The 22,032-nt window shown below is 42.4% G+C and carries 18 protein-coding genes; 1 reads left to right on the plus strand and 17 read right to left on the minus strand.

Translation table 11 applies throughout. From position 1 onward, the window contains the following. Positions 1 to 550 precede the first annotated feature (550 nt). Together secA and A9267_RS17075 are read right to left on the minus strand one after the other, a co-directional pair. Entirely contained in the window at positions 551 to 3,271 is a 2,721-nt protein-coding gene (secA, locus tag A9267_RS17070; protein WP_065110082.1) for a preprotein translocase subunit SecA, read from the minus strand. A gap of 58 nt (positions 3,272 to 3,329) precedes the next feature. After that, positions 3,330 to 4,229 (minus strand): M23 family metallopeptidase, encoded by a 900-nt coding sequence (locus tag A9267_RS17075; RefSeq protein ID WP_055025200.1) that lies wholly within the window; start codon positions 4,227 to 4,229, stop codon positions 3,330 to 3,332. A gap of 27 nt (positions 4,230 to 4,256) precedes the next feature. Here A9267_RS17075 and A9267_RS17080 point away from each other — a divergent pair, with 27 nt between their 5' ends. Beyond that, on the plus strand, positions 4,257 to 4,709 hold the full coding sequence (locus tag A9267_RS17080; protein ID WP_065110312.1) for a DUF721 domain-containing protein: 453 nt from the start codon (positions 4,257 to 4,259) through the stop codon (positions 4,707 to 4,709). Positions 4,710 to 4,713: 4 nt separating this feature from the next. Here A9267_RS17080 and lpxC read toward each other — a convergent pair whose 3' ends face one another. The 15 genes from lpxC to mraZ all read right to left on the minus strand — a co-directional run bounded on the left by lpxC (position 4,714) and on the right by mraZ (position 21,823). Further along, positions 4,714 to 5,634: a UDP-3-O-acyl-N-acetylglucosamine deacetylase gene (lpxC, locus tag A9267_RS17085; RefSeq protein WP_055025201.1), complete on the minus strand. Its 921-nt coding sequence runs from the start codon at positions 5,632 to 5,634 to the stop codon at positions 4,714 to 4,716. Between the two features lie 206 nt (positions 5,635 to 5,840). Beyond that, the gene (gene ftsZ, locus A9267_RS17090; protein WP_055025202.1) at positions 5,841 to 7,022 is read right to left on the minus strand and encodes a cell division protein FtsZ; all 1,182 of its coding nucleotides are present in this window, start codon (positions 7,020 to 7,022) and stop codon (positions 5,841 to 5,843) included. A gap of 26 nt (positions 7,023 to 7,048) precedes the next feature. Beyond that, positions 7,049 to 8,284 carry a cell division protein FtsA gene (ftsA, locus tag A9267_RS17095; protein ID WP_055025203.1) on the minus strand — a complete coding sequence of 412 codons (1,236 nt, stop codon included), beginning with the start codon at positions 8,282 to 8,284 and terminating at the stop codon, positions 7,049 to 7,051. Further along, positions 8,285 to 9,052 carry a cell division protein FtsQ/DivIB gene (locus A9267_RS17100; RefSeq protein ID WP_144430197.1) on the minus strand — a complete coding sequence of 256 codons (768 nt, stop codon included), beginning with the start codon at positions 9,050 to 9,052 and terminating at the stop codon, positions 8,285 to 8,287. 112 nt (positions 9,053 to 9,164) lie between these two features. Further along, positions 9,165 to 10,628, minus strand: a complete 1,464-nt coding sequence (gene murC, locus A9267_RS17105; protein WP_065110083.1) for a UDP-N-acetylmuramate--L-alanine ligase — start codon at positions 10,626 to 10,628, stop codon at positions 9,165 to 9,167. Position 10,629: 1 nt separating this feature from the next. Continuing rightward, entirely contained in the window at positions 10,630 to 11,718 is a 1,089-nt protein-coding gene (gene murG, locus A9267_RS17110; protein WP_055025296.1) for an undecaprenyldiphospho-muramoylpentapeptide beta-N-acetylglucosaminyltransferase, read from the minus strand. Between the two features lie 8 nt (positions 11,719 to 11,726). Then, positions 11,727 to 12,941 carry a cell division protein FtsW gene (gene ftsW / locus A9267_RS17115; protein ID WP_055025205.1) on the minus strand — a complete coding sequence of 405 codons (1,215 nt, stop codon included), beginning with the start codon at positions 12,939 to 12,941 and terminating at the stop codon, positions 11,727 to 11,729. Beyond that, complete coding sequence (murD, locus tag A9267_RS17120; RefSeq protein WP_065110084.1) at positions 12,928 to 14,253, minus strand: UDP-N-acetylmuramoyl-L-alanine--D-glutamate ligase; 1,326 nt, start codon at positions 14,251 to 14,253, stop codon at positions 12,928 to 12,930. The genes ftsW and murD overlap by 14 nt, the downstream gene beginning before the upstream one ends. A 6-nt stretch (positions 14,254 to 14,259) precedes the next feature. Further along, on the minus strand, positions 14,260 to 15,342 hold the full coding sequence (mraY, locus tag A9267_RS17125) for a phospho-N-acetylmuramoyl-pentapeptide-transferase (protein ID WP_055025207.1): 1,083 nt from the start codon (positions 15,340 to 15,342) through the stop codon (positions 14,260 to 14,262). Continuing rightward, the gene (locus tag A9267_RS17130) at positions 15,343 to 16,716 is read right to left on the minus strand and encodes a UDP-N-acetylmuramoyl-tripeptide--D-alanyl-D-alanine ligase (RefSeq protein ID WP_065110085.1); all 1,374 of its coding nucleotides are present in this window, start codon (positions 16,714 to 16,716) and stop codon (positions 15,343 to 15,345) included. It lies immediately after the preceding gene. Further along, positions 16,713 to 18,290, minus strand: a complete 1,578-nt coding sequence (gene murE, locus A9267_RS17135) for a UDP-N-acetylmuramoyl-L-alanyl-D-glutamate--2,6-diaminopimelate ligase (RefSeq protein WP_065110086.1) — start codon at positions 18,288 to 18,290, stop codon at positions 16,713 to 16,715. The genes A9267_RS17130 and murE overlap by 4 nt, the downstream gene beginning before the upstream one ends. Continuing rightward, positions 18,287 to 20,023 (minus strand): peptidoglycan D,D-transpeptidase FtsI family protein, encoded by a 1,737-nt coding sequence (locus A9267_RS17140; protein ID WP_055025210.1) that lies wholly within the window; start codon positions 20,021 to 20,023, stop codon positions 18,287 to 18,289. The genes murE and A9267_RS17140 overlap by 4 nt, the downstream gene beginning before the upstream one ends. 27 nt (positions 20,024 to 20,050) lie before the next feature. Beyond that, positions 20,051 to 20,365 (minus strand): cell division protein FtsL, encoded by a 315-nt coding sequence (gene ftsL / locus A9267_RS17145; RefSeq protein ID WP_055025211.1) that lies wholly within the window; start codon positions 20,363 to 20,365, stop codon positions 20,051 to 20,053. Between the two features lie 34 nt (positions 20,366 to 20,399). Beyond that, the gene (rsmH, locus tag A9267_RS17150; RefSeq protein ID WP_065110087.1) at positions 20,400 to 21,341 is read right to left on the minus strand and encodes a 16S rRNA (cytosine(1402)-N(4))-methyltransferase RsmH; all 942 of its coding nucleotides are present in this window, start codon (positions 21,339 to 21,341) and stop codon (positions 20,400 to 20,402) included. Positions 21,342 to 21,364: 23 nt separating this feature from the next. Then, a complete protein-coding gene (gene mraZ, locus A9267_RS17155) occupies positions 21,365 to 21,823 on the minus strand; it encodes a division/cell wall cluster transcriptional repressor MraZ (protein ID WP_055025297.1) in 459 nt (152 codons plus the stop codon). Positions 21,824 to 22,032 lie beyond the last annotated feature (209 nt).

Raw genomic sequence — 22,032 nt, forward strand, 5'->3', positions numbered from 1 at the left:
ACATCCTGTTTGTTACATATTGCTATGAACACTCATCACTTACGTGATTCAGAAAATATTGATAATAATTTTGATTGCTGCATTCTTTACAAGAAAGAGTGAGCAATTTCGATTAACTCAACACCTGTGAGTGTCCACACAGATTACTTGATAAATTGTTAAAGAGCGTTAGCGCATCTCGGTAAGCCCGAGTGGCTAGGGATGCGTATTTTACGCAATTCCCGTATCGCGTCAAGTGATTTTTAAACTAATTTAAAAACTCTTTTCAGCGTCACTTTTCAGTGAACTGATTTGGCGTCTACACCATGCTATTGCGTGGTTTGCCGTGTCAGTGGATGCGCATTATAGGGAGATTATGAAACCGTGCAAGGGCTTTTTGCAAAAAAATATGATTTTTTTGCATGTTTTTCATTAGCCACAAGCTACACACTATTTACCCCCATAGTTATCCACAAATACAAGAAGAATGGTGTTTTTTCAGCCTAAAATCAGGATATAAAAAAAGCAGCTATTAATAGCTGCTTTTTGGTTCTATATAAAGAAAGCGTGTTTAGCTTAATTTACCGTGACATTGTTTGTACTTCTTACCAGAACCACAAGGGCAAGGATCATTGCGACCAACTTTCTCACCATCACGGATTACCGTTCTTGGCATCGCCGCTTCTGCTTCACTGTTGTCAGTTAACGCTTCTGAAGCAGCGTGTTGATAATCACGTTGGATCTTAGCTTCTTCTTCACGGCGACGCTGTTCCATTTCATCAACATCAGACTGTGCTTGTACCTGAACTTTTGAAAGGACACTAATCACATCTTGTTTGAGTGACTCAAGCATTTGCTGGAACAATTCAAACGATTCACGTTTATATTCTTGCTTAGGGTTCTTTTGAGCATAACCACGTAAGTGGATACCTTGACGTAAATGATCCATTGCCGCTAAATGCTCTTTCCACAAACCATCAAGAGTTTGCAGCATTACCGCTTTTTCAAATTGACGAAGCACTTGTGAGCCAACCATTTCTTCTTTGGCTTTGTATGCATCGCTCCAACTGTTGACGATACGCTCACGTAAAGTTTCTTCATGAAGATCATCTTCAGTATCTAACCAGTGTTGGATTGTCAGTTTTAAACCATATTCTTGTTCTAATCGTTGCTCTAAGCCTGGAACATCCCAAAGCTCTTCAACAGATTGTTGCGGAATATATTGATCAATCACACTGCTTACGACATCTTGTTCGATATTTGAAATCGTATCTTCGATACTTTCAGCATCCATTAACTCATTACGTTGTGAGTAAACGACTTGACGTTGGTCATTAGCAACATCGTCATACTCAAGCAATTGCTTACGAATATCGAAGTTACGTGCTTCTACTTTGCGTTGTGCATTTTCAATAGCACGTGATACCCAAGGATGTTCGATGGCTTCGCCTTCTTCCATACCTAGTTTTTTCATCATGCCCGTTACTTTATCTGATGCAAAGATACGCATTAAGCTATCTTCCATTGATAAGTAGAAGCGTGAAGAACCTGCATCACCTTGACGACCAGCACGACCACGTAATTGGTTATCAATACGACGAGATTCGTGACGTTCTGTACCTAAGATGTGTAAACCGCCAGCAGCGATTACTGCATCATGACGAACTTGCCATTCAGCTTTAATTTTAGCAATTTGATCATCTGTAGGGTTCTTTAATGCATCAACTTGAACCTTCCAGTTACCACCTAAGACGATATCGGTACCACGACCTGCCATATTAGTAGCAATAGTTACCGTGCCTGAACTACCCGCATCTGCAACAATCTGTGCTTCTTTTTCATGAAACTTCGCATTCAATACTGAGTGCGGGATCTTAGCTTGCTTTAATAGCGTTGCTAATAATTCAGATTGCTCAATTGATACTGTACCAACTAGTACTGGCTGACCACGCTCACGACAACCTTTAATGTCATCAATAATTGCGTTGTACTTTTCAGCAGCTGTTAAGTACACCAAGTCAGCCATATCATTACGAATCATTGGCTTGTTCGTCGGAACGACAACCGTATCTAGCCCGTAGATATGTTGGAATTCAAATGCTTCAGTATCAGCTGTACCTGTCATACCGGCTAACTTCTCGTATTGACGGAAGTAATTTTGGAATGTGATAGATGCTAATGTCTGGTTTTCATTCTGAATATTAACACCTTCTTTAGCTTCTACAGCTTGGTGTAAACCTTCAGACCAACGACGTCCTGGCATTGTACGACCAGTATGTTCATCAACAATAACAACTTCGCCGTCTTTAACAATGTAATCGACATCACGCTCGAACAAAGTGTGTGCACGAAGCGCTGCGTTTACATGATGCAGCAACGAGATGTTAGCTGCTGAATAAAGTGAATCACCTTCAGCCAATACACCCAGCTCGATAAGTAAAGTTTCTACTTTCTCTTGACCACGTTCTGTAAAGTGAACTTGCTTAGCCTTTTCATCAATACTGAAATCACCTTCACCAATTTCATCTTCAGTATCTTCTTTTTCTTGAACGATAAGATTAGGAATAAGTGTATTAACTTTTATGTACAACTCAGAGCTATTTTCAGCTGCGCCTGAAATAATCAATGGCGTACGAGCTTCATCAATTAAGATTGAGTCGACTTCATCAATTAGGGCGTAATGTAATGGACGCTGAACACGTTCTTGAGGCGAAAATGCCATGTTGTCACGAAGGTAATCAAAACCAAACTCGTTGTTAGTACCGTAAGTAATATCTGAGTTATACGCTTCTTTTTTCTCGACTTGACCTAAACCTGCCACGTTAATGCCAACAGTTAAACCTAAGAATTCAAATAAAGGTCGGTTATTTTCTGCATCACGTGCTGCTAGGTAATCATTCACGGTAATAACGTGAACACCTTTACCTGTAATGCCATTTAAATAAGCAGGCAAGGTCGCGGTTAATGTTTTACCTTCACCTGTTCTCATTTCAGCAATACGGTTACTATCTAGCACCATACCACCTAATAGCTGCACATCGAAGTGACGCATTTCGAATACACGTTTAGAGGCTTCACGCACTGTTGCGAATGCTTCAGCCATAATTGCGTCTAACGTTTCGCCATTTTCAATACGCTGACGGAACTCGTCCGTTTTTGCTTTTAATTCTTCATCAGTCAGCTTTTCATATTCAGCTTCTAATGCATTAATTTTAGTTACAACTTTACCAAGGCCTTTCAAGGTACGGTCGTTACGACTGCCGAATACTTTTGTCAGTAATTTGCCTAACATCTTAATCACTTATCTCTTGTAGGTTGAGCTCAATTGAGCGACTTAACCGAAAATGTTATTAACTAGCCTTGCGATAAACGAACTTTCTAGGATCGATTTGTTGTCCGTTTCGCAATACTTCGTAATGCACGTGGGGACCGGTTGAACGGCCTGTGCTACCCATACTGGCAATTTTATCGCCTTTGGCAACGACGTCACCTACGTTTACTGACATAGATTTATTGTGTCCATAGCGGGTTCGAAGACCATTTCCATGATCAATTTCGACAAGCCCACCATAACCAAGCATATTTCCTGACCATGTCACCACGCCTGCAGCAGTCGCGATAACATCGCCTCCTTCTTTACCCGCAAAATCAATGCCTTTATGCATTGTTCTACGACCATTAAAAGGGTCATTTCGTAAACCGTAGGGCGAAGATAACCAACCTTTGACAATTGGTCGCCCTGATATATAACGTTCTTTATCTATATGGAGATTAGTTGACACAGTTTCAAGTAGTGCTAACTGAACATTATTATTATCAATTCTGGATGCCAGCTGCGACATATCGTCTAGCAGTTGGTTTAATTCAACACCTGCACCGATTTCACTTAACCCACCAACACCAACGTCAGCAGTAAAATCAAATTGATCTTCAAGTAAATTATTTTCGGCGACTTGCTGGCCTAATGCCTCTAAACGAGTCACATTAGCTTGCATGCGTGCGACGTGAGCAACTAATGTACTTAGTTGAGTTTCAGTCGCTTTTTTGAGGTCTAGAACTTGTTGTTTTTGCTGTTCACGCAACTTTTGATTTTCATCAACTTTCGTCTGCTGTGCAGCAAAGCGATCAGCATTTTGCTGGTAAAGACCAGTTCCTGCTGCCACTAATAGGATAGGTAGAAGCAACCAACGTTTGCTAGGATGCCAACGTGTTACTCCATTTCGACCTTGAATAAAAACTGTTACACTCATAGCCTAACTCAGCCATCTTATTATCATATGAAAAAGCCCCCTCAAGATCTCAGTAGATTACTACATCAATCGGGAACATTACCGGAACTAGCTGAAAAAGCAGAGCTATTAAACCAGCTAAATACTTACGTAAAGCGGAGTTTAAATGGTCCTGTTAGTGAGCAGCTAAAAGTCGCTAATCTTCGTCAGGGTGTTCTTGTTATTGAAACTACTTCGGCTGCATGGGCTGCTAGAATAAATTTCCAAAAGACCAAACTACTGCAACAACTTCAGGAAGAGACGCTTCCAATGCTTACCGCAATAGAGGTTAAAGTCAACCCAGGGTTAGCAATAACACCAAGTAAAGCACCAACTAATTACGCAAAAATCAGCCCTGTCGCTGCAGAGCATCTGCAAACATTGGCTGATCACGTTGAAGGGTCTCTTGGTGAAAAACTAAAACGGCTGGCTGCATTAGCCAGCCGTAATAGGCAATCTTAACTCTTTACGCTAAAGATACAGCGCCCGGCACCATAAAGCTAAGTGGTACATCAACTTCATTTTCAAAGCTGACTAACTCCCAAGCTTCTTGTTGTGCCAGTAATGCTCTTACCAATTGGTTGTTTAGAGCATGACCAGTTTTATACGCACAGAACTCACCAACAATGGCATGTCCTGCTACATATAAGTCACCGAACGCATCAAGAATCTTATGCTTAACAAATTCGTCTTCATATCGCAGACCATCAGGGTTAAGAACACGATACTCATCAAGCACTACAGCATTTTCCATGCTGCCACCTAACGCTAAATTGTTAGCTCTTAGGTATTCAATATCTTGCATAAAGCCAAACGTTCTTGCTCGGCTAATATCTTTAACAAACGCAGATGTTGAAAAATCCATCACCATGTGTTGCTGACTACGCGAAATTTCTGGGTGATTGAAGTCAATTTTGAAATCAACTCTAAAACCTTTAAATGGTTTTAATTCAGCCCATTTATCTCCATCTTCAACACGAATGGTTTGATTGATCTTAATGTATTTTTTAGCGGCTGCTTGTTCTTTAATACCTGCACTTTGCAGTAAAAAAACAAACGGGCTTGCACTGCCATCCATAATCGGGATTTCAGGAGCATCAACTTCGATAACAGCGTTATCTATGCCAAGGCCTGCAAGCGCTGCGAATAAATGTTCAATAGTTGAAATGCGAACACCTTCGTCATTAACCAATGCCGTACACATTGTTGTTTCACGAACAAGATTTGCCTTAGCAGGAATTTCCACTGCAGGCGTTAAATCTGTACGTCTTAGTACGATACCAGTGTTAACAGGTGCGGGCATAATGCACAGAGTTACCTTGTTGCCGGAATGCAATCCGACACCAGTACTCTTCACCATTTTTTGAACAGTTCTTTGAAAAATCATTCAGTTACCCGTTTTAATCACTTATTAATAAACATTATTGCACTGCTTTTACTGAGTTTACCCAGTAAGCTGAGGCGATATACTACCATAAAATTGTCTTTTCACAAAAAAGACTCCTTTACTGTGTTTTTCTACGCCTCTACTTACACAAGTAACATTTTATCAACATCTTAGCGTTTTTAGATTTTCATTTTTACTTTCAACAATTAATCAGCTTGCTTACGTAAAAATGCTGGAATATCTAAGTAATCACCGTCAGCACGCGTTGCAGGTTGCGCCGCAGGTTGCTGTGCTGGAACCGCATTTCCAGTAGGCGCTACATAGCTAGCGGCTGGTACTGGCTCTTCTGCAGGTTCAACTTTAGGCTCAATAACCGGTGCAGGTTCAGGGCGAGCAACAGGCTTAGTCACTAATTGAATATCAGGCTTTTTCTCTGCGCCGATTCCTGTAGCAACAACTGTTACACGTAACTCTTCGCTCATTTCTGGATCAATAACTGCACCAACAACCACTGTCGCATTATCAGAAGCGTATGCTTTTACGTGGTTACCCACAGTCTCAAGCTCTTCAATACTGATATCCATACCGGCTGTAATGTTGACCAATACGCCACGCGCGCCAGCTAGATCAATATCTTCTAGTAAAGGACTTGCAACAGCAGCTTCTGCAGCTTCTTCTGCACGATCATCACCAGTGGCAACACCTGTGCCCATCATGGCATTACCCATTTCTGACATCACGGTTTTCACATCGGCGAAATCCACGTTAATTAGACCAGGACGCGTAATTAGTTCAGCAATACCTTGCACTGCGCCTAATAAAACATTGTTTGCCGCAGCGAAAGCGTCTAGCAATGACGTTCCACGGCCCAAGACTTTCAACAATTTCTCATTCGGAATTGTGATCAATGAGTCAACATGTTTTGCTAGCTCCGCAATGCCTTGATCAGCAAACGTCATGCGCTTTTTGCCTTCAAACGGAAACGGCTTGGTAACTACCGCTACTGTTAAAATGCCTTCTTCGCGAGCGATTTCTGCAACGACTGGTGCAGCACCAGTACCCGTTCCGCCACCCATACCTGCAGCAATGAAGACCATGTCAGAGCCTTTAATCGCAGCGCGGATGTTTTCTTTATCTTCAACTGCAGCTTGACGACCCACATCAGGGTTCGCTCCAGCACCTAATCCTTTAGTGACATCACGTCCTAATTGAATTGTTGAGCCAGCGCCTGATTTGCGTAATGCCTGAGCATCCGTATTCGTTACAATAAACTCAACACCTTCGATGCTGTGTTTAACCATATGTTCGACAGCGTTTCCGCCGCCACCACCGACGCCGATGACCTTAATCACCGCCTCGTCATTATGAGTGTCCATGATCTCAAACATTGTCTGATCTCCGTTTGCCTGCGTTATTAAAATTCACCCTTAAACCAGCTTTTGACCCGATTCAAAAGACTGGTAACCCCTTGACGCTCAGGACGTTCGAACTGACGTTCGATAACGCGTCTGGCGCCATAATGAAGCAAACCTATTCCTGTTGAGTAAATAGGTTGATCAACATATTCATTTAAGCCTTTCACTGGTAGCGGTGACGCTACCCTAACTGGCATGCCGAAAGTTGCTTCAGCAATATCAACAGCACCTGTAATAGAAGCTGTTCCGCCCGTTAATACTATCCCTGCAGCAATTTGATCTTCTAAACCACTGTCAGTTAATTCTTTTAATACCAATTCAAATAATTCTTGGTATCTTGGTTCTACGACTTCTGCCAACGTATGACGAGACATACTGCGTGAAGGACGACCACCCACTGATGGAACTTCAATACTGTCTTCACGGCTCACCATTGAACTTCGTGCACTAGCAAATTGCACTTTAATTTGCTCGGCATGAGTTAATGGCGTTCTAAAAATTTTCGCAATATCACTCGTTACTTGGTTACCGGCTACAGAAATCACAGCACAATGTCGTAATGCACCATTGGTATAAACCGCGATATCAGTCGTTCCGCCACCAATATCGACAATACATACACCCAAATCTTTTTCGTCATTAGTTAAAACAGAATCAGCGGAAGCAATACCTGAAAAAACTAAGTCATCTACTGTTAAGCCGCAACGCTCAACACTCTTGGTGATGTTCTTTGCCATGTCGTTTGCACAAGTCACAATATGGGCTTTTGCTTCCATGCGCATACCTGACATGCCAATTGGGCTCTTAATACCATCTTGCACATCGATAGAATATTCTTGCGGTAACACATGTAAGATCCTTCTCTCTGTTGGGATCTTAACTGAGCGAGCGGTGTGAATCACATTGTCCACATCTTCTTGCGTTACTTCTTCATCATTAATTGACACCATGCCATTTTCATTTTGGCAGGCGATGTGCTTGCCTGAAATGCTTAAATAGACTGATGATACTTGGCAGTCAGCCATTAATTCAGCTTGGTCAAGTGCACGTTGAACACTTTTTACAATAGAGTCCAAATCATTCACACCACCTTTATCCATGCCACGTGAAGGATGGTTACCTAAACCGACCACACTTATCTCACCATCGGGTAGCACTTCACCAATGATCACTGCGACTTTAGACGTGCCAATGTCTAAGCCTACGATAAGATTTCTTTCCTGATTCTTGGTCATTTAGTGTCGACTCTCTGTGTTAGTATCGTCCCAGCCAACGGCAACACCCGTGTCATAGCGTAAATCAATGGTTGCTATTGGCTTGTCATTTTTTGTTATTTCAGGATAAACATTTATAAATCTTTGTATTCTCGACATCTTATCTTCTCGACCTAATTCAAGAAGGATGCCGTTATCCAATGTCGCATGCCATGCATGCCGTGGGCTTAAACTTAAACTCGCAAGCTTAAAACCATTAATACTCAATAAATCAGCCAATTGCTGATAACTCGTTAACACTTCAGAAGACATGTCTTCTGGGCCAGAAAGCATTGGTAATGCTGCGATACTTTCATGTGATTGCGCAATAAACACATCACCATGAACATTAAGCCAATCATCACCATTCCAGTGTGCTACGGCCTGCTGCTCTTGTAATGTCACCTTCAATTTTGCCGGCCATTCACGTCTCACTGACGCATGATGTACCCAAGGTAATGCTTCTAGCGCTAGCTGCACTTCAACCACATCAGCACTAAAAAAACTGCGCTGCATTAATGCTTGTAATGCAGCTTGAATCTCTGCATCTGTGGTATAAATTCGCTCACCTTTAATCGCTACAGCATCAATAGGCAATGCATCTGCATCGTTCAATAATACATTCAGCTTTAAGCCAGCCCACACGATAGTCAGCAGCACTGTCAGTAAAAACAGTAATCCGGTATATAAGTACCAATTGACTTGACTCAAATGGCCTTTTAATTGGCGAGCTTTATCACTCCACGCCACGATTACTGTAACTCCCAACTGTATCTGGTCACTTTCATTTGGCAATTCACCATTATATCTAGCATGCTGACTGTATTAAAGCTTCTATTTACAAACAGTTATCGTTCAATAATCAATCAACACTTTCTTTGTTCGACTCATCAAAACCTAAATTAGATGATGCAAGCATTTTGGATAGTGCACCAATATTACCAGCGCCTTGAGTCAACAATAAGTCGCCCTCTTGTAAAACGTCAGGCAATACATCAGCAAGTAACTCAGGCGATGCGACAAATATTGGATCAACTTGCCCACGCAATCTGATTGAGCGACATAATGCTCTGCCGTCTGCTCCAGGGATGGCACTTTCACCCGCTGCGTATACATCAAGTAACAGCAAGCCATCAACTTGAGATAATACTTCAACGAAATCTTCGTACAAATCACGGGTACGACTATATCGATGTGGCTGATATGCCATCACTAAGCGCTTATCAGGCCAACCAGCTCTAGCCGCCTTGATCGTTGCAAGTACCTCACTTGGGTGATGACCATAATCATCAACCAACATCACCTTACCGTTTGCTGTATCAAACTCACCTAAATGCTGAAAGCGTCTTCCGATCCCTTCAAATTCTGCAAGTGCTGCAACAATAGCTTCGTCATCGATATCATCTTCAGTAGCAACTGCAATCGCTGCCAGTGCATTCAACACATTGTGCTCGCCAGGAAGGTTTAACACTATAGCTAAATCTTCACGACCCGTTCGGCGTACGTTAAATTGCGACTGATGGCCAACTTGCTTGAAATCCAATGCTTGTACATCAGCAATATCACTAAAACCATATGTCACGACTTGTCTACCGACTCGAGGCATGATTTCTTGAATGACTTCATCATCAATACACATCACAGCAACACCATAGAACGGCAAGTTATGTAAAAAGTCGACAAAGGTCGTCTTTAGCTTCTCAAAATCACCACCATAAGTGTCCATATGATCAGCTTCAATGTTTGTAATAACACTGACCATAGGCTGTAAATGCAAAAAGCTTGCATCACTTTCATCGGCTTCTGCTATCAAATAACGACTTGTCCCTAAACGTGCATTGGTTCCTGCACTATTGAGCAATCCACCAATAACAAATGTTGGATCACGTTCAGCTTGACCGTAAACACTGGCAATCAAGCTTGTCGTCGTTGTTTTACCATGGGTGCCAGCAATTGCAACGCCATGACGGTAACGCATTAATTCAGCCAACATCTCAGCACGACGGACAATCGGAATACGGCGCTCTTTTGCTGCAATGATTTCAGGGTTTTGCTTATCAATTGCCGTTGAAACGACCACAACATCAACATCTGTAACGCTTGCAGCCTGATGGCCAATGATGATTTTTGCCCCTAAACTTTCTAGCCTTTCAGTCACACTATTAACAGCAATATCTGAGCCGCTGATCTGATAGCCTTCATTTACTAATACTTCAGCTATCCCACCCATGCCTGCACCACCTATTCCGACAAAGTGGATTTTCTTAATCCGTCTCATCTCAGGGATCATGCTACGTAATTGGGCGTACTTTTCTGTTTTTGTCATTTCAATCCTTTCGTGCTAATTCAGCACAAATACCTGCAACACGTTGGGTGGCATCTAAAACAGCAACGCTTCTTGCTTGCTGAGCCATCTCTAATACAACATGTCTTTTTTCAGCGAAAAGGGTTAACTTCTCAGCTAAATTATCTGCATTTACTATGGTTTGCGGCAATAAAATTGCCGCACCAGCCTCTACTAATACTGAAGCATTGATAGTTTGATGATCGTCTACAGCATGAGGGTAAGGCACTAAAATACTTGCCCGTCCTACAGCGGCTAATTCAGATACTGTTAATGCACCTGAACGACAAACAACAACATCTGCCCAGCGATATGCGGCTTCCATGTCATCGATAAATTCTGCCACATTGACATTGGCTGCTTGGCCTTTGTCCTGATAGTGACTATTAACAGTAGGTTGGTTTCCTTTACCTACTTGATGCCACACGGTAATTGAATGCTGTTGACTTAATTGCCCAACCACATCCGGCATGACATCGTTAAATATTTTTGCGCCTAAACTGCCACCAACAACTAACACCTTTAAGGCTTCGTCATCACATACTTTCTCTTTTTGACCGAGCTCTATTAACTCTTGTCTAATTGGATTACCAACGACTTCTGCATTGGTTGCCGGTAAAAAGGTATTCGGAAATGCACAAAGTACCTTGTTAGCAATGCGAGATAACAACTTATTAGTCATGCCCGGAATTGCATTTTGCTCATGTAATACTAAAGGCACGCCTGCCAATTTTGCCGCCACACCACCTGGGCCACTGGCAAAACCACCCATGCCTAAAATCACGTCTGGCTGATATTCATTAATGAACGCTTTAGCCTGTAATATTGAACGTATAATTTTAAATGGTGCAGCCAATTTTCTTACTATTCCATTTCCTCGCACACCTTTGATATCAATAAACTCAATATCGAATCCATGTTGAGGAACCAGCCTTGCTTCCATTCTGTCAGCCGTACCTAACCAGCGTACTTGCCAACCTTTTTTGGCTAATTCTTTTGCAACTGCTAACGCCGGGAATACATGTCCGCCCGTGCCGCCAGCCATCACCAATAATTTAGGTGCATCAGTCATATTAGGGCTCACTTTTTTACTCTCCCTTGCACCGCTTGCGTTAAACTTAACCGCCGTTCATGATCAATTCGTATCAGTAACATTACCGCTGCCGTCATGACCCATAAACTACTACCGCCATAACTGATAAAGGGCAGCGTCAGACCTTTAGTGGGCAACATACCAATACTGGCCCCCACATTGACCACTGTCTGAAAACAAATCCATATACCTATGCCATATGCTAAATAACTCTCGAATGGGCGCTGAATACTCAAACACAAATTACCCAATCGTATCGCTCTAAACGATACAAAAAACAGCACAGTTAATACGCAAACAATACCAACAAAACCAAGTTCTTCACCAATAACAGCAAAGATAAAATCTGTATGTGCCTCAGGTAAATACGACAGTTTTTGAATACTGTTACCCAAACCTTGCCCAAAAATATCACCACGACCATAAGCCATCAGTGACTGAGTTAGCTGGTAACCACTCCCAAAGGGATCTTCCCATGGGTCTAAAAATGACGTCACCCGTCGCATTCGATAAGGCTCAAATACCACTAAAAAAACAAACATGGCGATACCGAGAAATATCAGTACCAAAAAGTCCATGATTCGTGCTCCTGCCAAAAATAACAGGCTGACAGTACAGACGAAAAGTACGACGACAGTACCTAAATCTGGTTGAGCAAGAATCAAAAAAGCAAACAGTAAAAAGACAAAAATAGGTTTATAGAACCCCTTACTGTTTTCTCTTAACTCACCATGACGGCGAACTAAATACCCCGCCATGTAAATAATAAAAACAAACTTGGCTATCTCAGCGACCTGTATTCTCACTGGCCCAATCGCTAACCAGCGGGTAGCCCCATTGACAGTGGTTCCCACCACTAATACCGCTACCAGTAATAGCAACACCAACAACACTAAATATGCGCTGTAACGCTCCCAAAACTTCAGCTCAATATTGAGTACGGCATAAGCGATCACACCACATCCCATTAAATACGCTACGTGGCGATATATAAAATGAAACGGGTTCTCTGTCAGTTTCTGCGCTTCAGGCATAGACGCTGACATCACCATCACAAAGCCAAATGTAATTAACCCTGCAACAGCTAAAAATAAACTACGGTCATAAAGCTGATCACTGGGTGTAGTTTCAGACAGAATGTTTGCCCAAGGCCTTTTTAGGACTTGTTGGAATAAGCTAAGTTGTTGCTCACCCCTCGCCATCTTCAATCTGCTCCACTAATTGTTTAAAGTGATCACCTCTATCCATGAAGTTCTTGTACATATCAGTACTTGCACAAGCTGGCGAAAGTAGCACGATATCACCAGAAAAAGTGATCTCAACAGCTTTCGCGACAGCCTCTTCCAAGTTATTCACTTCAATACTGTCAGCTTTTAACTGCCCAATTTTGCTTCCGTCTTTGCCAAAGGTAATCACTTGAGTAACATTGGTCAGTGATTTTTCAAGCTCTTTAAAATCTGCACCTTTGCCTTCACCGCCAGCAATTAAAATGAGGTCGCCCAAGTGATCGCTTAGTCCGTTTAAGGCTGCAACCGTAGCACCAACATTGGTGGCTTTTGAGTCATTAATGTAAGTGACACCTTGTTTCAACCCGACTAATTCACAACGGTGCGCAAGCCCACTGAAATGTGAGGCAATCTCGATCATCACATTCTTATCAATACCGCAGGCATCAGCCAATGCCATCGCCGCCAGTAAATTTGCCTGATTGTGGCTACCAATTAAGCTCACCTCATGCAAATTCATAATCTCACTTTCACCATGCAAGATTTTGCCGTCAGCTAAGCCCCATTCGTCACCTTCAGGTACACTTAAACCAAACGTATTTTGGTTTGTTGGCTCATCTGGGTACGTTAACTCATCATCACGATTAAACATCACGAAGCGGCTTTGCTGATATAAGCGCAGCTTAGCGGCGCGATATGAATGAATATCGTGATATCTGTCCATATGATCTTCACTGATATTCAAACAAGTCGCTGCAATGCATTGCAAGCTATGGGTTGTTTCTAGCTGAAAGCTTGATAGCTCTAGTACAAAGAACTCAGCATCTGTAGCCAGTAAATCCAAAACAGGAATACCAATATTGCCACCAACTGCGACTTTTTTACCTGCAGCATTGAGCATGTCATACACTAAGGTAGTCACTGTTGTTTTACCGTTTGAACCAGTAATAGCGACAACACAAGGCGGTCTATCTGCTATTGCTTGAGCGAATAGCTCAACATCACCTATAACCTCAATTCCCATATCCATAGCAGCACGGATTTCAGGCGTGTCGATAGGAATACCCGGACTCACAATAATTTGCTTAGCTTGCACTAAGTATCGGCAAACAAAGCCACCGGTTAATAACTCAACATCAGGAAACTCCTGCGCTAACGTATCTTGACCTGGTGGTGTACGCCTACTATCCATCACCAATGGTGTAATGCCTTGAGACATCAAATAACGAACCACAGATAACCCTGTCGCCCCAAGTCCCAAAACAATATGTGAATAGCTTGATTGCATTGCTAACTACCTTAATTTAAGGGTTGCCAGTCCTAGCATGACTAGGAACAATGAAATAATCCAAAAGCGAACGATCACTCTTGGTTCTGGCCAACCTTTTAATTCGTAATGATGGTGAATTGGCGCCATTCTGAATATACGTTGTCCGCGCAATTTGTATGAACCAACTTGTAAAATCACCGACACAGTTTCCATCACGAAAACACCGCCCATGATCACCAATAACACTTCTTGTCGCACTAATACCGCAATAGCACCTAAGCCTGCGCCTAGCGCTAACGAGCCAACGTCGCCCATAAAAACTTGTGCAGGGTATGTGTTAAACCATAAAAAACCTAAACCTGCTCCAACAATGGCCGTACATACAATCACCAGCTCACCCGCATCGGGTAAATGTGGAATATGTAAATAATTAGCAAATTGCGCGTGGCCAGATAAGTAAGCAATCAGTGCAAAAGCGCCTGCTACCATCACTGTTGGCATGATCGCTAAACCATCAAGTCCATCTGTTAAGTTAACGGCATTACTCGCCCCAACAATCGTGAAGTACACCAACACGATATAAAGCAGACCAAGTTGCGGCATTACATCTTTAAAAAACGGGACAACTAATTGCGTTTCACCAGGAATTGATGCCGAGCTATACAAATAAAACGCGACTACCAAGGCTGCGATAGATTGCGAAGCATATTTCCAACGTGCAATAAGACCTTTGGAATCCTTTTTAACTACTTTTAAATAGTCATCAAGAAAGCCAATACCGCCAAATGTTCCAAGTACAAATAACATGACAATGACGTATCGATTCGATAGGTCACCCCAAAGTAAAACACTGACAAAAATACCAGCAAGTATCAGTAAACCACCCATTGTAGGTGTTCCACGCTTACTAAAATGTGATTCAGGGCCATCATTTCTGACAACTTGACCAATTTGCATCAACTGCAATCGCTCAATCAGTTTCGGCCCAAACCATAAACTAAAGATAAGACCTGTCATCAGGCCAAGAATGGCTCTAAAAGTCACATATGAAAAAACATTAAACCCACTGTAAAACTGGGTTAAATACTCAGCTAAATAAGCCAGCATCTAAACAAACTCCCCACGCCTATTGGCTTCTAACAACTCTTCGACTACAGTTTCCATCGCTGCACTTCGAGAACCTTTTACTAAAATGGTTACCTCACCAGGTAACTGATTTATTTTTTCAATTAACGCTTTTGCTAAGGATTTATTATCCTCATAATGCTCGCTTCCAAACGCTTTACTTGTTGATTCAGTCAGTTGACCACAACAAAACAAGGCATCGATGTCAGCTTTTTTGGCCTGTTTACCAACTTCCGCATGCAAAAGGGCGCTATTGTCACCTAATTCACCTAAATCTCCCAGCACTAAACACTGAAAACCTCGAGTTTGTTTAAGCCAATTCATTGCGGCATCGACAGAAGTTGGGTTAGCGTTATAACTATCATCAACTAATAATACTCTGCCTAAGTTATGCGGCACCATTCTCCCTTTCACTGGTGACAACAGGCTGAGCCCTGTCACAATGTCAGAAACGGGGATGTTAAGCGCAATACAAATAGCGGTAGCAGCTAAAGCATTACTGACTTGGTGCAAGCCTGCTAATGGAAGATGTACAAGGTGTGATTTTCCAAGGTACTCTAAGCTAAATTGATAACATCCGCTGTTATCAGCGACGATATCTAACGCCTTAATATCAGCTTCATTCTCTGCTGATATCGAAAACTTAAGTTGCGTAAATTCGGCAGTTTTATCCATCATAAATGGTGAGAATTGATCGTCAGCATTTATGATTGCTACGCCATCTTTTTGCAAATGATTGAAGATTTCAGACTTGGCCTTAGCAACACCTTCAATCGAGCCAAAACCTTCAAGATGAGCACGGCCAACATTATTGACTAACGCCACCTGAGGCGTCACTAAAGATGAAGTATAATTAATTTCACCCAGATGATTTGCCCCTAACTCAAACACACCAAATTCATGTTGATGCTCTAATCTGAGTAAGGTTAACGGCACACCAATTTCATTATTAAAATTTCCCGCAGTGTAAAGCACGTTATGGTGCTGCGATAAAATCGTCGCAACCATTTCTTTCACAGTCGTTTTACCATTTGACCCAGTTAATGCTACCGCAATTGGCGACACTTGTTGACGAACATACGCACCGATAGCGCCCATTGCCTTTTGCGTGTTACTCACAATTAATTGAGGTACATTAACAGCAAGTTCATGTTCAACTAATAGCGCTTGCGCACCATTTTCAATCGCGGTTGGCGCAAATTGATGCCCATCAAAACGCAGGCCTTTTAATGCAACAAATAAACTGCTTTCAGCCATTTTACGGCTATCGCTTGTGACATCATTAATTTCTATGTCAGCGCCGACTAACGTGGCATTTAACTCACGTGCTAAGTCGGATAATTGAATAGGGATCATAGGCGCCCCTTTTGTTCGCTAACACTGGTCATAGTGTCACAGCCCGTTAATTGCATAGCTAGCGCACGCTCATCATAATCAATTCTTTTACCCGACACTTCTTGATAAGTCTCATGCCCCTTACCTGCTAGCAAAACAATGTCACCTGCTTTCGCTAATGTAGCGACTTTCTTAATGGCTGTGATCCTGTCAATTTCTGTCAAAGCAAGCTCGGGCTTATTTAGACCAGCGACAACATCATTGATAATGGTCATAGGGTCTTCACTACGCGCATTATCACTTGTCACCATGACCTTATCTGCGTAATGCTCAGCCGCTTGAGCCATTAATGGTCGCTTACCTTTATCTCTATCACCACCGCAACCAAAAACACACCACAAAGTACCATGACAATGGATTCTTAATGCTTTTAACGCTTGCTCAATAGCATCTGGTGTATGAGCGTAATCAACGACCAAAGTTGGACCATCTTGCTGATTAAAGCGCTCCATACGACCCGCTACTGGGGTGAGCAATGGCACAAGCCCCAATAACTCATTCATTGAGTCACGATTAGGGCTAGATTGCTGTAAGAAAAGCGCGCTTATTGCTGCAACAAGATTTGATAAGTTAAAATCACCAAGCAGTGGCGATGTTAACTTGGCTTTAATTAATTCTGATTGCTGAACATTGACATTTGAAGGGTAATAAAAGTCGCAACTAACACCTGCATCATTAAACTGCATATTATCCGTATAAAACCGCGCTAATTGCTGCGTTTCAATATCTTGTGAAGTCACAGGTGCTTTTGTACTAAAGCCAAACATAGTGTGGGAATCGAATTCAGCATACCATTGCGATCCAACGGCATCGTCTAAGTTGAGTAAACCATGCTTAACACATGGAAATGTGAATAAACGCTTTTTGGCTGCGCCGTACGCATCCATGTCACCATGATAATCTAAATGGTCACGGCTAAGATTAGTAAACACTGCCGTATCAAAAGGAACGGCCTCCACTCGGCCTTGTACCAGCCCATGACTAGATACTTCAATGGCACACGCTGACACATTTTGCTGCTGAAAAGCACTAATTTGCTCAATTATCGTTATCGCATCAGCCGTGGTATTACCGCTATCAACTAACTGTCCCCACACACCGTTGCCTAGTGTCCCCATCACCGCAGCTTTTTGCTGTTTGAGGGTAACAAGCTGAGCAATTAGCTGACTAACTGATGTTTTACCATTTGTTCCAGTTACGCCAATAATTGACATTGCTTGCCCTTGAACCGGGTAAAGCTGTGCTGCGACTGCCGATAACTGACGACTTAACTGAAAAAAGTAGACTAATACTGCACCAGTATCATGAAGTTCAACTTTGCCATGTTCATCCGGATTATCGGTATGAATAAGCGCACCTATCGCACCAGAGTCTATGGATTTATCAATAAATTGACGTCCATCAACTTGATAGCCTGGTAATGCAACAAACAAACTGCCTGGGTTAATGTGACGACTATCTAATGTCATCGAGGCCACGATCTCACGACCGGCATAATGAAACCAAGGAGCAAGCAAATCACTAAGAAGCATTATTCAGCCCTCCTAGCAATGGCAGCTAATTCCACTTTTTCTTTCTCATTCAATGGCTCTACGTTGAGCATCTGTAATGCTCCAGACATGATTTTTGCAAATGCTGGGCCTGCAACATCACCACCATGGTAACGATCGCCTTTTGGCTCGTTAACCACGATAGATATCGCTAAGCGAGGGTTATGAACTGGCGCGACACCGGCAAATAGCGACACATAATCATCACCATAACCACCAGCAATTGATTTACGACTGGTTCCTGTTTTACCTGCAATTGGATAACCATCAATATGCGCCTGGGTCGCAGTGCCACCCTTTTCAGTCACACCCAGCATCATTTCCATGACATCTTTGGCTGTTTGCTCAGAAATAACCTGCTCACCACGAGGGGCTTGCTTGAGTTTTAATACCGAAACAGGATAAAGCACACCGCCGCTTCCTAGGGTGGCATACATTCGTGCCAACTGTAGTGGCGTAGCAGTTAAGCCGTAACCGTATGAAAGAGTGGCTCTTTCAAAATCAGACCAGCGGCGACGATCATGAATCAATCCTGCACTTTCACCCGCCAGATTAATGCCAGAATAATTACCTAACCCCATTGACTGGTATGTACCCAATAACTCTTGCACTGGCATAGATAGTGATACCTTACTGATACCTACGTTACTGGATTTCACTAAGATTTTATCTAAAGTCATGTCGCCATAATTAATCGGGTCACGTACCTGACGACCACCCACTCGCATCCAGCCCGGTGAGGTTTTAATTAAATCATTACGTTCAATTGTGCCAGCCTCTAATGCTGCAGCAACCACAAACGGTTTTACTGTTGAACCAGGCTCAAACGTATCGGTTAATGCACGGTTACGCATTCGATACGATTGTAGGTTTTCTCGAGAATTAGGATTGTAAGAAGGTGTATTCACCATCGCTAACACTTCACCAGTATGAACATCAAGCACCACCACTGAACCTGACGTTGCTTGGTTAATTTCTGTTGTGCGTTTTAATTCACGGTAAGCAAGTTGCTGAATTCGCTGGTCAATACTCAACACTAAATCATTTGAGCTTTCACCCTCTTCAACAATATCTAGACGTTGGACGACTTTACCATCTCGAGATTTACGTACTTTTTGTTTAGATGGCGTGCCTGTAAGCCAGCTATCGTAAGCATTTTCAATACCTTCAATGCCGACATCATCAATATTCGTCAGACCAACTAACTGCGCTGCAGTTTCACCAGCAGGATAGTAACGACGAGATTCGGATTTTAAATAAATACCAGCAATTTTTAGCTGCTTAATATATTCAGCAACTGCAGGAGTAACTTGACGTTTTAAATAGATAAAGCGGCGTTTAGGATCTCGCTGCACTTTGCCTACAATGCTTTCAACAGGTAAATGCAATACATCTGCAAGGGCTTGCCAGCGGCGCATGTCTTTAAATGCTTCTTTGTCGTGCGACACTTTAGGGTCAGCCCACACTGCACGCACAGGCACACTCACCGCAAGCATTTCGCCGTTACGGTCAGTGATTAAGCCACGTTGCACTTGGTTACTGCTAGTACGAAGGGTTCGCATATCACTTTCGTGACGCAATTTATCTGGTTCAATAATCTGAATATAAGCCGCTCGAGCAATCAAGGCCGTAAATAAAAGCAAAACAAAGCCTACCACTACGAATAATCGCCATGGAATTAACTCTGGATTTAACTTACGTTTTGCTTGTCTGCTCATTTTACTGACTCAATCATTCCTTTTCTGTTATTGCAGCCTGATAACCACTTCTTCTTTAGGTAAGGGTCGAACCATTTTTAAATCTTTAGTAGCAATACGAGTAACACGGCTATGCTCAGACTTAGATTGCTCTTCGAGTAACAAATTGCGCCACTCGATATCTAAACGATCCCGCTCTTGTAAAAGCTGATCTAACTGCGAGGTCAACTTACGCGTGGCATGGCTGGTATAAACCACCCCTACCGCATTGGCTAACACCACCATCGACAATAATAAAATCCACTTATGTCGCCAGATATCGGCAATCACAATGCGTGATAATTTTATTGATGATTGTCCCAAATTAACCTCTTTATGATGTCGCTGTGCTCAATAACTAATAATCAAGACGTTGAGCAACGCGTAACACCGAGCTTCGTGCTCGCGGATTCTGCTCAATTTCAACATCCGACGGCTTCATAGCTTTGCCAATCGCTTTTAGCTTTCTCGATTTATTTATTTCCGCTTCTGTTATCGGTAGCCCGTGTGGCACGCTTTCACCTTGGCTATTTTTACGAATAAAACGTTTTACCATTCTGTCTTCTAAAGAATGGAAACTGATCACCGATAAGCGGCCTTCTGGCGCCAGTACTGAAACTGCGCCTTCTAACGCTTGCTCAATTTGCTCAAGCTCACTGTTGATATAAATACGAATAGCTTGGAAAACACGTGTCGCTGGATGCTTATTACGCTCTTTATTTTTAGTAATTCGAGCAATTAGATCGGCTAAATCTTTTGTGCGTAAAAAAGGCGTTTCTTCACGGTCAGCAGCAATACATCGGGCAATATGACGCGCATTTTTCTCTTCGCCGTAGGTTTTAAAAACCCAAGCCATATCCTCAATTTCTGCTTTGGCGATCCACTCAGCAGCCGTTTGACCTTGGCTGTTATCCATTCGCATATCTAGTGGACCATCGCGTAAAAAACTAAAACCACGTTCAGCATCATCTAACTGAGGCGATGACACGCCTAAGTCCAATAACACACCGTCAATTTTGCCTTTAAGCCCGAGCTCAGTAACGTAGTAAGCCAATTGGCCAAAACCTCCGTGAACAATCTGAAAGCGAGGATCATCAGCAAATTGCTTAGCCGCTTCAATAGCTTGGGGATCACGATCGATCGCAATTAGACGTCCATTGTCACCAAGTTGACTTAATACATGCCTAGAATGACCACCACGCCCAAAGGTGCCATCGATATAGATGCCATCTTCATGGATATTTAAACCATCAACGGTTTCTTTTAGTAGTACAGATAAATGGGCAAATTCTTGGCTCATTAGACTCTTCTTAATTGGGTTATTTATAATGAAAAATTAGCTAATCTTTCATGGTTTGCGAGATCTTCAGCTTGAATCAACTCATGGCTTTCATCCATCTGTTGTTGCCAAGCAGCTTCATCCCATAATTCAAATTTATTGAGTAGACCCACCAACATCGTTTTCTTTTGTAAGCTGGCATATTGTCTTAATGCAGGTGGAACAAGCGCACGTCCATTGCCATCCAACTCACATTCGTGAGCGTGACCGAGTAATCTACGTTTCATAGAACGTTCGACTTTATCTGTGTCAGACAATTGTAATAACTTGGCTTCAATCAATTCCCACTCATGGATCGGATAGATCAGTAAACAGTGTGATTGAATATCAACCGTGATAACCACAATGCCTTCGTGCTCGGCGCGCAAGGATTCTCGGTATCGCATTGGAATAGCGATCCGTCCTTTTGCATCCATATTTATTGCACTGGCACCCCGAAACACGGTCATCAAATCCTATAATTTGTTATTAAATTTCCCACAAATATCCACAATTCCCCACAACCCTTAAGTTTAGGGACACAACACAAGTATTGTCAAGGGATGACAACATTAATTAAATCCAGTTCTGAAGCGGGTTCGCAGCAAATTTTAATTAATGATAAGCGAGTGGATAAAAGTGGTTTTTAGATGGGTAAATGAACGAAACCATA

The sequence above is a fragment of the Shewanella sp. UCD-FRSSP16_17 genome, assembly GCF_001675935.1.
Classification (GTDB): Bacteria; Pseudomonadota; Gammaproteobacteria; order Enterobacterales; family Shewanellaceae; genus Shewanella; species Shewanella japonica.

Coding starts and splice junctions, on each gene's coding strand:
- ftsZ (WP_055025202.1), bottom strand. CDS start 7,022: ATGTTTGAGATCATGGACACTCATAATGACGAGGCGGTGATTAAGGTC.
- A9267_RS17140 (WP_055025210.1), bottom strand. CDS start 20,023: ATGAGCAGACAAGCAAAACGTAAGTTAAATCCAGAGTTAATTCCATGG.
- murD (WP_065110084.1), bottom strand. CDS start 14,253: ATGCAATCAAGCTATTCACATATTGTTTTGGGACTTGGGGCGACAGGG.
- A9267_RS17130 (WP_065110085.1), bottom strand. CDS start 16,716: ATGATCCCTATTCAATTATCCGACTTAGCACGTGAGTTAAATGCCACG.
- murG (WP_055025296.1), bottom strand. CDS start 11,718: ATGACTGATGCACCTAAATTATTGGTGATGGCTGGCGGCACGGGCGGA.
- mraY (WP_055025207.1), bottom strand. CDS start 15,342: ATGCTGGCTTATTTAGCTGAGTATTTAACCCAGTTTTACAGTGGGTTT.
- rsmH (WP_065110087.1), bottom strand. CDS start 21,341: ATGAGCCAAGAATTTGCCCATTTATCTGTACTACTAAAAGAAACCGTT.
- secA (WP_065110082.1), bottom strand. CDS start 3,271: ATGTTAGGCAAATTACTGACAAAAGTATTCGGCAGTCGTAACGACCGT.
- A9267_RS17080 (WP_065110312.1), top strand. CDS start 4,257: ATGAAAAAGCCCCCTCAAGATCTCAGTAGATTACTACATCAATCGGGA.
- ftsW (WP_055025205.1), bottom strand. CDS start 12,941: ATGGCGAGGGGTGAGCAACAACTTAGCTTATTCCAACAAGTCCTAAAA.
- lpxC (WP_055025201.1), bottom strand. CDS start 5,634: ATGATTTTTCAAAGAACTGTTCAAAAAATGGTGAAGAGTACTGGTGTC.
- ftsA (WP_055025203.1), bottom strand. CDS start 8,284: ATGACCAAGAATCAGGAAAGAAATCTTATCGTAGGCTTAGACATTGGC.
- murC (WP_065110083.1), bottom strand. CDS start 10,628: ATGACAAAAACAGAAAAGTACGCCCAATTACGTAGCATGATCCCTGAG.
- A9267_RS17075 (WP_055025200.1), bottom strand. CDS start 4,229: ATGAGTGTAACAGTTTTTATTCAAGGTCGAAATGGAGTAACACGTTGG.